General features: G+C 56.3%; 14 protein-coding genes. 9 read left to right on the top strand and 5 right to left on the bottom strand.

Features of this window, described 5'->3' with window-relative positions:
- Positions 1-50 precede the first annotated feature (50 nt).
- Together D9N13_RS19715 and smpB are read right to left on the bottom strand one after the other, a co-directional pair.
- Positions 51-413 carry a DoxX family protein gene (locus D9N13_RS19715; protein WP_290593541.1) on the bottom strand — a complete coding sequence of 121 codons (363 nt, stop codon included), beginning with the start codon at positions 411-413 and terminating at the stop codon, positions 51-53.
- 73 nt (positions 414-486) lie between these two features.
- Positions 487-960, bottom strand: coding sequence for an SsrA-binding protein SmpB (smpB, locus tag D9N13_RS19710; protein ID WP_290593539.1), 474 nt, complete (start codon positions 958-960; stop codon positions 487-489).
- A 236-nt stretch (positions 961-1,196) separates the two neighbouring features.
- Between smpB and D9N13_RS19705 the strand changes: the two genes are divergently transcribed.
- Both D9N13_RS19705 and D9N13_RS19700 read left to right on the top strand, forming a co-directional pair.
- Positions 1,197-2,552, top strand: coding sequence for a sodium-dependent transporter (locus D9N13_RS19705; protein WP_290593537.1), 1,356 nt, complete (start codon positions 1,197-1,199; stop codon positions 2,550-2,552).
- A 1-nt stretch (position 2,553) separates the two neighbouring features.
- A complete protein-coding gene (locus tag D9N13_RS19700; RefSeq protein WP_290593535.1) occupies positions 2,554-2,859 on the top strand; it encodes an RnfH family protein in 306 nt (101 codons plus the stop codon).
- Positions 2,860-2,876: 17 nt separating this feature from the next.
- Here D9N13_RS19700 and D9N13_RS19695 read toward each other — a convergent pair whose 3' ends face one another.
- Positions 2,877-3,344 carry an outer membrane protein assembly factor BamE gene (locus tag D9N13_RS19695; protein WP_290593534.1) on the bottom strand — a complete coding sequence of 156 codons (468 nt, stop codon included), beginning with the start codon at positions 3,342-3,344 and terminating at the stop codon, positions 2,877-2,879.
- A gap of 90 nt (positions 3,345-3,434) precedes the next feature.
- Between D9N13_RS19695 and fur the strand changes: the two genes are divergently transcribed.
- Positions 3,435-3,842: a ferric iron uptake transcriptional regulator gene (gene fur / locus D9N13_RS19690; protein ID WP_290593532.1), complete on the top strand. Its 408-nt coding sequence runs from the start codon at positions 3,435-3,437 to the stop codon at positions 3,840-3,842.
- 71 nt (positions 3,843-3,913) lie between these two features.
- Here the strand turns inward: fur and recN are convergent, their stop codons facing one another.
- On the bottom strand, positions 3,914-5,584 hold the full coding sequence (gene recN / locus D9N13_RS19685; RefSeq protein WP_290593530.1) for a DNA repair protein RecN: 1,671 nt from the start codon (positions 5,582-5,584) through the stop codon (positions 3,914-3,916).
- Positions 5,585-5,718: 134 nt separating this feature from the next.
- Here recN and hrcA point away from each other — a divergent pair, with 134 nt between their 5' ends.
- From hrcA to dapB, 5 genes are all read left to right on the top strand, one after another.
- On the top strand, positions 5,719-6,750 hold the full coding sequence (hrcA, locus tag D9N13_RS19680) for a heat-inducible transcriptional repressor HrcA (protein ID WP_290593528.1): 1,032 nt from the start codon (positions 5,719-5,721) through the stop codon (positions 6,748-6,750).
- Between the two features lie 88 nt (positions 6,751-6,838).
- A complete protein-coding gene (gene grpE, locus D9N13_RS19675) occupies positions 6,839-7,444 on the top strand; it encodes a nucleotide exchange factor GrpE (RefSeq protein WP_290593526.1) in 606 nt (201 codons plus the stop codon).
- 190 nt (positions 7,445-7,634) lie between these two features.
- Positions 7,635-9,572: a molecular chaperone DnaK gene (dnaK, locus tag D9N13_RS19670; RefSeq protein WP_290593524.1), complete on the top strand. Its 1,938-nt coding sequence runs from the start codon at positions 7,635-7,637 to the stop codon at positions 9,570-9,572.
- Between the two features lie 168 nt (positions 9,573-9,740).
- The gene (gene dnaJ, locus D9N13_RS19665; protein WP_290593522.1) at positions 9,741-10,880 is read left to right on the top strand and encodes a molecular chaperone DnaJ; all 1,140 of its coding nucleotides are present in this window, start codon (positions 9,741-9,743) and stop codon (positions 10,878-10,880) included.
- A 275-nt stretch (positions 10,881-11,155) separates the two neighbouring features.
- On the top strand, positions 11,156-11,971 hold the full coding sequence (gene dapB / locus D9N13_RS19660; protein ID WP_290593520.1) for a 4-hydroxy-tetrahydrodipicolinate reductase: 816 nt from the start codon (positions 11,156-11,158) through the stop codon (positions 11,969-11,971).
- Between the two features lie 82 nt (positions 11,972-12,053).
- Here the strand turns inward: dapB and D9N13_RS19655 are convergent, their stop codons facing one another.
- A complete protein-coding gene (locus D9N13_RS19655; RefSeq protein WP_290593518.1) occupies positions 12,054-12,200 on the bottom strand; it encodes a hypothetical protein in 147 nt (48 codons plus the stop codon).
- 236 nt (positions 12,201-12,436) lie between these two features.
- Here D9N13_RS19655 and carA point away from each other — a divergent pair, with 236 nt between their 5' ends.
- Positions 12,437-13,573: a glutamine-hydrolyzing carbamoyl-phosphate synthase small subunit gene (gene carA, locus D9N13_RS19650; RefSeq protein WP_290593516.1), complete on the top strand. Its 1,137-nt coding sequence runs from the start codon at positions 12,437-12,439 to the stop codon at positions 13,571-13,573.
- The last annotated feature ends 3 nt before the right edge of the window (positions 13,574-13,576 follow it).

Below are 13,576 nucleotides of genomic sequence, written 5' to 3'. Positions count from 1 at the left end.
TTTGACTGTCCGGCACGATAAAAGTTCCCTGACCGGGGTTTCAGGTAATGCTAGGGCAACAGGGGCTGCAGCGGATTAAAAGCCAGTGCCGGGATCAGGCACAGGGCCAGAATCACCAAAGTACCCCAGCCAAACACCGCGGGCCGCTTGACGAAATTGGTGTAGGCGGCCCCCACCATCACCGCGCTCACCAGCAACGCCCCCAGGCTGGCCAGGGTGGGCAGCCACCAGACCAGCAACATCAAGGGGGCGGCAATCAGTTCCAGCACCCCAGCCAGAATACGCAGCCAGTGAGGCAACTGGAATTTGTCGAATTCTTCAATCATGTGGGGGTGGCCGCCGGCTTTCATCCAGCCGGTGGCAACAAAGAACAGGGCGAGAAGGGTGCAGACAATCTTTGCGCTTAGGATCATGGCCGGGTACCAATAATAATGTGGTACTCACTTTACCCCTAAGTGGCAATATGGTCAATTATGGTTGACCGGTTTAGGCGTTCTTGAGAATCCGACTTTTCTCACGGTTCCAGTCACGGTCTTTTTCGGTGGCCCTTTTATCGTGCAGTTTCTTACCCTGTGCCAGGGCGATCTCGCATTTTACCTTGCCGTTCTTCCAGTACAGCGCCAGGGGGACACAGGTCAGGTGCTTTTTGGCAATGGCCCCGAAAATACGCCCCAGCTCCCGTCGATGCAACAGCAGCTTGCGGGTTCGGGTTGGGTCGGGCACAAAATGGGTGGAAACAGTGGGCAGGGGGGAAATATGGCAGCCGAACAGAAACGCCTCGCCATCTTTCATCAGCACATAGCTGTCCATGAAATTGACTTTGCCTTCCCGCAGGCTTTTAACTTCCCAGCCTTCCAGTGCCAGGCCGGCTTCAAAGCGATCTTCGAGAAAGAATTCATGCTTGGCTTTTTTGTTCAGGGCGATTGTGGAACCGCCGGCTTTTTTCTTCGACTTCGACATAGTTTCCGCGCTGAGTGATGTCCCTTGCAAGCGATCCAACCGGGTACCGATCCAATCTGGGTACCGATTCAACCGGGCCGCTAAGTATAGGGCTTTTGACCCTAGAAACCAAAAACCGTGTGGGCTTGTTTTGACAGCCCGCGGAAACGCAAGGAAAATGCCCTTAGCGCTGGGGGTGTTTTTGAGCGCGCTACCTTCAATAACAGTGACAATAAGCTTCGCATAAGGGACTGCCAATGACTGAGCAGCAATCAATTCATGGTATCTGGACGAAACGCTGGACCTTCATACTGGCCGCCACCGGATCCGCAGTGGGATTGGGAAATATCTGGAAGTTTCCCTATATGGCAGGCGAGAACGGCGGCGGAGCCTTTGTTCTGCTCTATCTACTGTTCATCTTTGCCATTGGCATACCGGTGATGCTGGGGGAAATTCTGCTGGGCCGGCGCGGGCGGGCCAGCCCCATTAACAGCATGCACAAGCTGGCCGATGAGGCGCGGGCAACCCCGTTCTGGGGCGGTATTGGTTGGCTGGGTGCACTGGCGGGATTGTTCATCCTGTCCTTTTACAGTGTGGTTGCAGGCTGGGCGGTATCCTATGTGTACCTGATGGCAAGCGGTACCTTTGCCGGTGAAAGTGCTGAGGCAATCAGCGGCGAATTCGGTAACCTGGTGAGTGATCCCTCCAAACTGGTGGATTGGCACACCCTGTTTATGGCCATGACTGTGGCGGTGGTAGCCAATGGTATCCATAAAGGGTTGGAGATGGCGGTGCAGTTGTTGATGCCTCTTCTCTTCATCATGCTCTTGATCCTGCTGGGCTATTCCATGACGCAGGATACCTTCAGCGACAGCCTCGTTTTTATGTTCAAAGTGGATTTCAGCAAGTTGACCGAAGAGGCCATTCTTAGTGCGCTGGGGCATTCCTTCTTTACCCTCAGCCTGGGCATGGGGGCGATTATGGCCTACGGCGCCTATATGTCCCGGCAGCAGAATCTGGCCTCCACGGTGGTCACCATCGGCATCCTGGATACCCTGGTGGCACTGGTGGCCGGGGTGGTGATTTTCACCATCGTCTTTGCCAACGGACTGGAGCCGGGCGCCGGGCCGTCCCTGATGTTCCAGACCCTGCCCATTGCGTTCAGCCAGATGCCCGGTGGTATGATCCTGGGGACCATGTTCTTTATACTGGTAACCGCCGCCGCCTGGAGTTCGGCCATTTCGCTGGCGGAGCCGGCCGTGGCCTGGGCCGTGGAAACCTTGGGTATGAACCGTGGGGTGGCGGCGCTGATTGTGGGGGTGGCGGCCTGGTTGTTGGGGGTGGCCTGTGCGTTGTCCCTGAATATTTGGTCGGATATAAAAATCTTCGACAACAGCATTTTCGATTTCCTCGATAAACTTACCACCAACATCATGCTGCCCCTGGGCGGATTGCTGATTTGTGTGTTCGTGGCCTGGATAATGGATCGTGCCGTGGTGCGGGCTGAAGTGGACATTGATCATCCTACTGTCTACAAAGTCTGGTTTTTCCTGGTGCGCTTCGTATCGCCGGCGGGCGTGGCGGTGGTAATGTTCAATAAACTGATGGCGTGAAATGAGTGAACCGATGATTCAAGTGGAAGTGGCCTATGCTTTGCCCGAGAAGCAGCTGATTGTGCCTTTGTCTGTGAAAAAAGGAACCACCATGTATGATGCGGTGGTTCAGTCCGGCATTGCGGACAAGTTTGCCGGGCTGGATGTGGATGCGGTGCCCATGGGGGTGTTCGGCAAGGCCGAACGCAAACCCAAAGAGCGTGTGCTGGAAGAGGGCGAGCGGGTTGAGCTGTACCGCCCTCTGATTGCCGATCCTAAGGAAGTGCGTAAAAAGCGTGCTGCCAAAAAGGCCGCCGGGGAGGAATAGCCCCGGGCCAAATGCGATCAGGCTTCGGTGTTGGGTGTGGCTTTGTCTTGGTCTTTATCTTTATTTTCAGACCGTGGCACCGGCAGACCCATTTGTTGCAGCAGGTCGTTACGCAGTTGTTCCGGATCTTTGTAGCGGCTGGTGTCGATTCTGGCCAGGCGCTCGTTATTAAAAAAGAGCGTTAGCTGGTTCTGAATCTGGATGCCTTTACCGGTTTCCAGACTGTAAATGTAGTCCCAGCGGTTTGGGTGAAAGGTATCCGCCACCATGGGGGAGCCCATCACATATTCCACCTGGCGCGGGGTCATGCCCACCCTCAGTTTGTCCACCATTTCCTTGGTGATAAGATTGCCCTGGCCGACATCAATACGGAACACGCCGGGAAAGCGCAGGGAGCTACAGCCGCCGGCCAGCAGCGTTGCCACCAGCAGAATCAGTGTTGCGGCGTGCCGGCCGCTGCGGAAAGCGTTCAACAAGTTTTGCATCTGGTAAGGTTTTCCACTATCTTCGCAAAAAACGAACATCATACAGGTAACGCGGATTCTTTAGAAACCGTAAAACGAAGAAAGATCCCTATGACAAATGAAAATCAGGAATTGCGCAAAGCCGGCCTCAAAGTTACCCTGCCGCGCGTGAAGATCCTGCAGATTCTGGAAGCCTCCGACAGCCACCATATGAGCGCAGAAGATGTGTATAAGGCCCTGTTGGACGCGGGAGATGATGTGGGGCTGGCGACGGTATACCGGGTGCTGACTCAGTTCGAAAGCGCCGGGTTGGTGAGCCGATTGAACTTTGATGGTGGTCATGCCGTGTTTGAGCTGGATAAAGGCGACCATCATGACCATATGGTTTGTGTGGATACTGGTCAGGTCATCGAGTTTGTAGATGAAGAGATCGAAGTGCTTCAGCACGCCATCGCGGAGAAGCACGGTTTCGATCTGGTGGATCACAATCTGGTGCTGTACGTTAAACCCAAGAAATAACCACCTGTTACCCGGTGTTGCCACGAGTGTGGTGATTGCACCCGGTGACTGCACTCGGTGAAGAGGAAAGCTTAAGCCTGGCTTTCCTCAATCAACTCCCTGGCATGCGCCAGAGTCTGTTCTGAAATCTTCAATCCGCCCAGCATCCGGGCAATCTCTGCTACTTTCTCATCCTGTGACAGCTTTGCAATGTCCGTGTGTGTCTGGTTCTTGCTGGTCTGCTTGTTTACGTGCAGATGGGTGTGGCCCTGAGCCGCCACCTGGGGCAGGTGGGTGACGCACATAACCTGGTTATGGTGGCCCAGTTCCCGCAATAGTTGACCCACGATCTGGGCAACACCGCCGCCGATGCCCACGTCCACCTCATCAAACACCAGGGTTGCCACATTGGTTTTGGCGGCGCAGGCCACCTGAATAGCCAGGCTGATGCGGGAGAGTTCGCCTCCGGAGGCCACCTTGTTGAGCGGTTTGGCCGGTTGGCCGGGGTTGGTGCGGACAATGAATTCCACAGTTTCCAGGCCGTTGGCTGAATACTGTTCGGTGCTGAGGGGCTGCAGGTCTACCTGAAATTCGGCCCCCGGCATGCCCAGCGGTTGCACCTTTTCGGTAATGAGTTTGCCCAGTTTTTTGGCTTCCTTGGCGCGCCCTTTTGACAGCTTGGTGGCGGCTGCCAGATATGCCGTCCGGGCCGCCTCTGCCGCCTGCTCCAGCTTGGCCAGTTTTTCCTCGCCGCCATCAATGGCGTCCAGCTCGGTTTGCAATTCATGCCAGAGTTCGGCCAGTTGTTGCGGGTCAACCCGATGCTTTCGTCCCAGGTGAAAATAGGCCGCAATGCGTGAATCCAGGGCCTGGTAGTGTTCCGGGTCCAGATCCAGGCTGTCGAGGTAGTGGCGCAGACTGGTACCGGCCTCATCCAGCTGAATGCGGGCGCTTTCTACCAGCTCGGTCATCTCTTTCAGGCCGGGATCTTCGTCCAGCATATCCTTCAACAGGTGCAGGACACTGTGGGTTTGGTCCACCAGGCTGGGGTCGCCTTCACTGAGCCCGGTTAGCGCCTGTTGTCCGCGACTGAGCAGGGATTCCACATTGGACAGTTTCTTGTGTTCTGCCTCCAGCGTGGCCAGTTCACCGGCAACGGGTTTCAGCTCATCCAATTCGTTGATCTGGAAACGCAGCAGGTCAGCCCGGTCCTGCATCTCTTTGGCGTGATCACGGAAGTGTTCAAACGCCTGCTGCGCTGTTTGCCAATGGCGGAAGGCGTCGGCCACGGCTTTGGCCTGCTGGTTGAGCCCGGCAAACTCGTCCAGCAACAAACGGTGGGTATCCCTGCGCAGCAGGGCCTGGTGCTCGTGTTGTCCGTGAATGCTTACTAACATTTCCCCCAGTTCTTTCAGGCTCTGGATCGGGGAGGGGGTGCCGTTGATGTAGGCTCGGCTGCGGCCATCGGCGGCAATCACCCGCCGCAGGATGCACTCGTGGTCGGCGTCCAGATCCCGCGCTTGCAGCCAGCTGCGGGCGGCCGGATTGTTATGGACATCAAAGGTGGCGAGGATTTCCGCCTTGTCGGCGCTGTGGCGCACGGAGCCGGAGTCGGCGCGATTGCCCAGAGCCAGGCCCAGGGCATCGATCATGATCGACTTGCCGGCCCCGGTTTCACCGGTGACCACCGTCAGTTTGTTGGGGATATCCAGATCCAGCTGTTCGACAATGGCAAAATTGCGGATGTTGATGTGTGTGAGCATAGTGGACGTGATCGCGCCTGGTTGATCCTGGGAGTGTGCCACCATGATAGGGAAATTGGTGGCTTGTCGCCATCGTCAAAGGCGCGCTAGAATCAAAAATTACTGCTGATTTTCAATCATGTGACGGGGCCCAGATGCGACCAAAGGTGGATCGTGCCGAAGAAGTGCTGAAAGCGCTGGTGGAGCGTTATATCCGCGATGGCGAGCCGGTGGGCTCCAAGGCCATTGCCCAGTCCATGGTCAATTCCGCCAGCCCGGCCACCATTCGCAATGTGATGGCCCAGCTCGAGGAGCGGGGCCTGATCCATTCTCCGCACACCTCCGCCGGCCGCGTACCCACCTCCCTGGGTTATCGCATGTTTGTGGACACCATGCTGACGGTGTCCTCACCGGGGCGGGAGAACGTGGATCAGGTCAAGCAGCGCCTGTTACCCGATAAAACCCCCCAGGCATTGATGGAGGAAGCCTCTGAGGTGCTGTCGGATCTGACCTCCATGGCGGGTATTGTGATGGTGCCCAAAAGCGATCGGTCCAGCCTGCGCCAGGTTGAGTTTCTGCCGCTGGAAGGCAAGCGGGTGCTGGTGATCCTGGTGCTCAATGATCGCGAGGTGCAGAACCGGATCATTACCACCAATCGCCGCTACAATGAATCTGAATTGCAGCAGGCAGCCAACTATCTCAATCAGCACTTTATCGGCAACCCCCTGGGCGCGATCCGGGATCGGCTGCTGGCCGCCATGCGGGATGACAAGGTGCGTATGGATTCCCTGATGCAGACGGTGATTGAAGTGGCGGGCCAGAGTTTCCAGCCCAGCGGGCAGCCGGAGTGCGTTGTGTCCGGCCAGTCGAACCTGCTGGCCATGGCCGATGAGCAGGGCGTGGATCGCTTGCGGGAGTTGTTCGATGCCTTCCAGCGCAAGCGGGATCTGCTGGATCTTATGGATCACTGTGTCAGTGCGGATGGTATTCAAATTTACATCGGTCAGGAGTCCGGCTATGAAATGCTGGACGAGTGCAGCCTGATCTCGTCGCCTTATGGCACCGAGGATGAGGTGCTGGGGGTGCTGGCGGTGATCGGCCCCACCCGAATGCCCTACCAGAAAGTCATTCCCATGGTTGATTTAACAGCAAAAATTCTCTCGGCGGCCTTGAAGCCCGCCAGTTAACCCCCATATAGCCTTCAAATTTTTGTTAGAATCTTGCCGCTATTTCGCAGCGGTTTGGATAACCTTTTGTTTTGTTTGGAGAATTTGTATGTCCAACGAAGAAGCCACGCGCCCACAGGATGAAGAGCAGCCTCAGCAGGAGGGTGTGGAGCAGGCATCCGTTGAGCAGGCCACCGAGGCCCAGCAGGCGGAACCGGTTGAGAATCTGGAAGCTCCGACCGTGGAGTCACTGATGGAAGAGGTGGCGGCATTGCAGGCCAAAGTCACCGAGCAGTCGGATTCTGTAATACGGGCTCAGGCGGAAGTGCAGAATATCCGTCGCCGCGCAGAGCGGGACGTGGAAAATGCCCACAAATTCGCGCTGGATAAGTTCTCATCCGATTTACTGCCCGTGATCGACAGTCTGGAGCGTGCCCTGGAGGCCGCAGAAAACCTGGAGAACGAAGCGGTCAAGGCCATGCGGGACGGGGTTGAGCTGACCCTGAAAATGTTCGTGGATACCCTGGGCAAGCACGGTATTGAGCAACTCAATCCCATGGGTGAGCCCTTCAACCCGGAATTTCACCAGGCCATGTCCATGGTGCCCAACCCGGACATGGAGCCCAATTCCGTGATGGCAGTGATGCAAAAAGGCTATGTGTTGAAAGGGCGGTTGGTGCGTCCGGCCATGGTGGTGGTGTCAAAGGCGCCGTAAGGCAAATGCCCTGAATTTCAGACAAGTTATCAGGATAAGCACTTGAAAAGGTGGGGCAAGCCCCCATCTAGGTAACCAGACAAGGGGTAAGGCCAAATGCAAGGGCCGGCCCTCAGGCAAAAAAGTTTCATTTACAGAACCGTTAAGGGCTTAGACAGCCTGAATCGAGCAAAGCAGCGGAGAGTTTAAAATGGGTAAAATTATCGGCATCGACCTGGGTACAACCAACTCGTGCGTAGCGGTAATGGAGGGTGACAAGCCCAAGGTTATCGAGAACAGCGAAGGTGATCGTACCACTCCTTCCATCATTGCCTACAACGAAGATGGGGAGATCCTGGTGGGTCAATCCGCCAAACGTCAGGCGGTGACCAACCCCCACAACACCTTGTTTGCGGTGAAGCGTCTGATCGGACGCAAGTTCACTGACAACGAAGTGCAGAAAGATTTGAAGCGCGCCCCCTTCAAGATCATCAAGTCCGACAATGGTGATGCCTGGGTGGAAGCCCACGGCAAAAAGATGGCGCCCCCTCAGGTGTCTGCGGAAATTCTGAAGAAAATGAAGAAGACCGCCGAAGACTATCTGGGTGAAGCGGTCACCGAAGCGGTGATCACGGTACCTGCCTACTTCAACGACAGTCAGCGTCAGGCCACCAAAGATGCCGGCCGTATCGCCGGTCTGGATGTGAAGCGCATCATCAACGAGCCTACCGCCGCCGCACTGGCTTACGGTATGGACAAGAAGCGCGGTGATTCCGTGGTGGCGGTTTATGACCTGGGTGGTGGTACCTTCGATATTTCCATCATCGAAATCGCCGAAGTGGATGGCGAGCACCAGTTTGAAGTACTGGCCACCAACGGTGACACCCACCTGGGTGGTGAGGATTTCGACCTGCGCCTGATCGAATATTTAGCGGATACCTTCCAGAAGGATTCCGGCATCGATCTGCACAACGATCCTTTGGCCCTGCAGCGCCTGAAAGAAGCCGCAGAGAAAGCCAAGATCGAGTTGTCTTCCAGCCAGCAGACTGAAGTGAACCTGCCTTACATCACGGCGGATGCTTCCGGCCCGAAACACTTGAACATCAAGTTGACCCGCGCCAAGCTGGAATCGCTGGTTGAGAAAATGGTGGAAGATTCCCTGAAGCCCTGCGAAACCGCGTTGAAGGATGCCGGTTTGAAAGCGTCCGATATCAATGAAGTAATTCTTGTGGGCGGTCAGACCCGTATGCCTCTGGTTCAACAGAAGGTAAAAGATTTCTTCGGCAAGGAACCCCGCAAGGATGTAAACCCGGATGAAGCGGTAGCCGTGGGTGCTTCCATCCAGGCTGCGGTACTGGCCGGAGATGTAAAAGACGTACTGCTGCTGGACGTAACACCCCTGACCCTGGGTATCGAAACCATGGGTGGAGTGATGACGCCGCTGATCGAGAAGAACACTACGATTCCGACCAAGAAATCGCAGATCTTCTCTACCGCGGACGACAACCAGACAGCCGTAACCGTGCACGTGTGCCAGGGTGAGCGTAAGCAGGCTTCCCAGAACAAATCACTGGGTCGCTTTGATCTGGCGGACATTCCGCCGGCACCGCGGGGCATGCCGCAAATTGAAGTTACCTTCGATATTGATGCCAACGGTATTCTGAACGTCAGCGCGAAGGACAAGGCCACCGGCAAAGAGCAGTCCATCGTGATCAAGGCCTCTTCCGGTCTGAGCGATGATGAGATTGATCAAATGGTGCGGGATGCAGAATCCCACGCCGAGGAAGATCGCAAGTTCGAAGAGCTGGTGACGGTTCGCAACCAGGCTGATGGCATGATCCACGCCACCAAAAAGACGCTGGAAGATGCCGCTGACAAAGTTCAACCGGAAGAGAAAACCGCCATCGAGTCCGCCATCACGGCACTGGAAGAAGCCCTGAAGGGTGATGACAAGGACGCCATCGAAGCCAAGACCAAGGAGCTGACGGAAGCTTCCTCCGGTCTGGCGCAGCGGCTCTACGCCGAACAGCAGGCTCAGGGTGGCGCTGAAGCCACTGACGCGGCGGCGGATGCTGGAGCGGCTGAGAAAGGCTCCGCTGACGACGCGGTAGACGCCGAGTTCGAAGAAGTGGACGACAGCAAGAAGTAAGCAGTACCGGAGCGGCGAATTCGGTGTGAGTTCGCCGCTCCCCAGCTGCTGTTCTTGCCAACGGCATTATCGGGTCGCGGAGCACTGTCTCCGCGCTCTTGTGTCGGACACCCGGTTCCGACAAAGGTATAATTCGCACCATTCATTTCATCTAATTGGTCTGAACGCATGTCGAAAAGAGATTTTTACGAAGTACTCGGGGTAAGCAAGGGCGCCAGTGCGCAGGATATTAAAAAAGCCTATCGTAAGCTGGCCATGAAATATCATCCCGACCGTAACCCGGACGACAAAGAGGCGGAGGCGAAATTCAAGGAAGCCACCGAAGCTTACGAAGTGCTTTCCGACGAACAGAAAAAGGCCGCCTATGACCAATACGGTCATGCCGGTGTTGATCCCAACATGGGTGGCGGTGGCTTCCACGCCGGTGCCGGCGCCGGCGCCAGCTTCAGCGATATATTCGGAGATGTGTTCGGGGATATCTTTGGCGGTGGTGGTGGACGCGGTGGCAGCCGCAACAACCGCGGCTCGGATTTGCGCTATACCCTGGAACTGGATCTGGAAGAGGCGGTTAAAGGCACCAGTGTTGAGATCCGGGTTCCCACTATGGTGCATTGCGATACCTGTGATGGTTCCGGTGCCAAAAAAGGCACTAACCCGGTCACCTGTAATACCTGCGGTGGCGTGGGTCAGGTGCGCATGCAACAGGGCTTTTTCTCGGTGCAGCAGACCTGTCCGGCGTGTCGCGGCCAGGGCAAAATCATCAAGGATCCCTGTTCCGATTGTCATGGCCAGGGCCGTAAAGAAAAGCGCAAAACCTTGTCGGTAAAAATTCCCCCGGGTGTGGATACCGGCGACCGTATTCGCCTGGCCGGTGAGGGTGAGGCGGGGCTCAATGGAGGCCCGGCCGGTGATCTGTATGTGCAGGTGGCGGTGCGTGATCATTCCATCTTCCGTCGTGAAGGCAAGGATCTTTATACCGAAGTGCCCATCAGTTTCGTCGATGCTGCCTTGGGTGGTGAGCTGGAAGTGCCGACTTTGGATGGCCGCGTAAAACTGAAAATTCCATCCGAAACCCAGACCGGTAAATTGTTCCGTTTGCGGGGCAAAGGCGTTACACCGGTGCGCGGTGGCAATGCCGGCGATCTGTTGTGCCGGGTTATCATTGAAACACCGGTTAACCTGTCGAAGGATCAGAAAGAGCTGCTTAAGCAGTTCCAGGAAAGCCTGGAAAAGGAAGGTCACCGCCAGTCACCGAAAAAGAGTGGTTGGTTTGATGGGGTGAAGTCTTTCTTCGACGACATGTTGTAAGCGGGCCGGCTCTCGCCTTGTCTTCCCGGCGCTCATGACGGCGATGGCCTTTATCATCGCATTTGCCATAGAGGTTGGCTGCCACTGAGCATGCTATGAAGTGATAGCGTAAGGAAGAGAAGATACCTTCCCCAGAACTCCCAACCGCAGGGATGCGGTTGTGAAGCCCCCAGGGATGGGTTTACGGCGTGTTCTGGGGAAGGTATCTTCTCTTCCTGTAGCGATCTAGCCGATTACGATTAAACCTGATTTAGTATCCATACAAAGGAATCAACGTGAGCAATTCCGACGTACGAGTCGCCGTCATCGGCGCAGCGGGCCGCATGGGGCGCGCCCTGATCCAGGCTGTCACCGAAGGTGAGGGTGTCACCCTCACCGCCGCCATTGACCGCCCCGGCAACTCCCTGATCGGCTCCGATGCCGGGGAGCTGGCGGCCATTGGCAAGCTGGGTGTCACGGTTGCAGACAGCCTGGAAGCCGTGAAAGATGATTTCGATGTGTTAATCGATTTTACGGCGCCGGCTGCCACGGTGGCCAATGCCGAGTTCTGTGCCCGGCACGGCAAGAAGATGGCCATTGGTACCACCGGGCTCAGTGATGAGGAAAAGGCCAGGCTGGCGCAAGCGGCGGGCAAAACCGCCATTATGTTTGCTCCCAATATGAGCATGGGGGTGAATCTGTGCTTCAAGCTGTTGGAAATCGCCGCCCGGGTGTTGGGCGATGAAGTGGATATCGAGGTGGTGGAAGCCCATCACCGCCACAAAGTGGATGCTCCCTCCGGTACGGCGCTGCGCATGGGTGAAGTGGTAGCCGATACCCTGGGGCGGGACTTGAACAAGGTGGCAGTGTACGGTCGGGAAGGGCAGGAAGGCCCCCGCGATCGGGATACGATCGGTTTTGCCACGGTGCGCGCCGGCGACATTGTTGGCGAGCACACGGTGATGTTTGCGGCCGATGGTGAGCGGGTTGAAATCACCCATAAGGCTACCAGCCGGATGAATTTCGCCCGGGGTGCCGTGCGGGCCTGCCGCTGGCTGGGTGACAAAGAACCCGGCTTGTTTGATATGCAGGACGTGCTGGGTTTGCGCTAACAGCGCTTTTACCCCTTTGCAGCCGGCGGGTATTAAGCGGGCCTGCCTGCTGCTACCGCCTGCTGTTAAGGGGTGAACCCCGTTACAGGCGGTCAATTGCAGCAGAAATGGGATCTGGTGGTGTGGCAGTGTGCCGAATGCCACAAAGCAATAGACGCCATACCTCCAATTCGATAAAATAGCGCCCGATCAGCTCCATGGTGGAGCGGTTCTTCATCCAATCACTCACCAACCGACCTTAAGCAAGGCTTAGCAGTTCGCTGTATCAAGCCCGCTCGTGTTCGGCCTGGCGTTTTTCAGAGGGTGAAAAAGCCGCCATATCACACCAAGCACCTGATCAAGCCAGTAACAGAATCAACAAAGCGGGATGGATCTCTTTGAATCTATTCCGCTTTTTTGCAACTGGTGAACGAGTTGCCGTAACATCGAACTTAGCACCCGCATCGACCAGCAATGGAGGTTGGCTTGAACAAACCAGCCATTTTGGCCCTAGAAGACGGCACCCTGTTTCGGGGTGTATCCATTGGAGCCGACGGGCAATCCGTAGGCGAAGTAGTTTTTAATACTGCGATGACCGGCTATCAGGAAATCCTGACCGACCCATCCTATGCCCGCCAGATGGTCACCCTGACCTATCCCCACATTGGCAATACCGGCGTCACCGAGGAGGACGAGGAATCCCGCCAGATTTGGGCGGCTGGCCTCATCATCCGGAACCTGCCGTTAATGGCCAGCAACTGGCGGCGCCAGAAGAATCTGGATGAATACCTGCGTGATAACGGCGTGGTGGGTATCGCCGATATCGACACCCGCAAGCTGACCCGAATCCTGCGGGAGAAAGGCGCATTGGGCGGCTGCATAATGGCCGGTGATGTGGATGAAGAGGTGGCTCTGGCGGCTGCCCGGGGCTTTGGTGGCCTTAAAGGCATGGATTTGGCTAAGGAAGTGACGGTTTCCGAACCCTATTTCTGGGCTGAAGGATCCTGGTCCTGGGGTAAGGGTCATGCCCGTCATGAGGCTGGCCAATACAAGGTGGTGGCCTATGACTACGGGGTGAAGCGCAATATTCTGCGTATGCTGGTGGATCGCGGTTGCGAGCTCACCGTGGTGCCGGCGCAAACCCCTGCCAGCGATGTGCTGGCCATGAATCCGGACGGCATCTTTTTATCCAACGGTCCCGGTGATCCGGAACCCTGCGACTACGCCATCAAAGCCATCAAAGAGATTCTGGAAACCGATATACCGGTATTCGGGATCTGTCTGGGTCATCAGCTGTTGGCGTTGGCCAGTGGTGCCAAAACCGTGAAAATGAAATTCGGTCACCACGGGGCCAATCACCCGGTGCAGAATCTGGATGATAAGACTGTGCTGATCACCAGCCAGAATCACGGCTTTGCCGCTGATGAAGATACCCTGCCTGATAATCTGCGGGCCACTCATCGTTCATTGTTCGATGGCTCCCTACAGGGGATTCATCGCACAGATAAGCCCGCATTCAGTTTTCAGGGTCACCCGGAAGCCAGCCCCGGCCCCCATGATGCTGCACCTCTGTTCGATCATTTTGTCGAACTGATGCAGGAACGCGCCAAGCAAGCCAATTAACGC

This window comes from Ketobacter sp. GenoA1, assembly GCF_003671475.1.
In the GTDB taxonomy this organism is placed as follows: domain Bacteria; phylum Pseudomonadota; class Gammaproteobacteria; order Pseudomonadales; family Ketobacteraceae; genus Ketobacter.
This window is presented reverse-complemented; position numbering and strand designations above follow the sequence as displayed.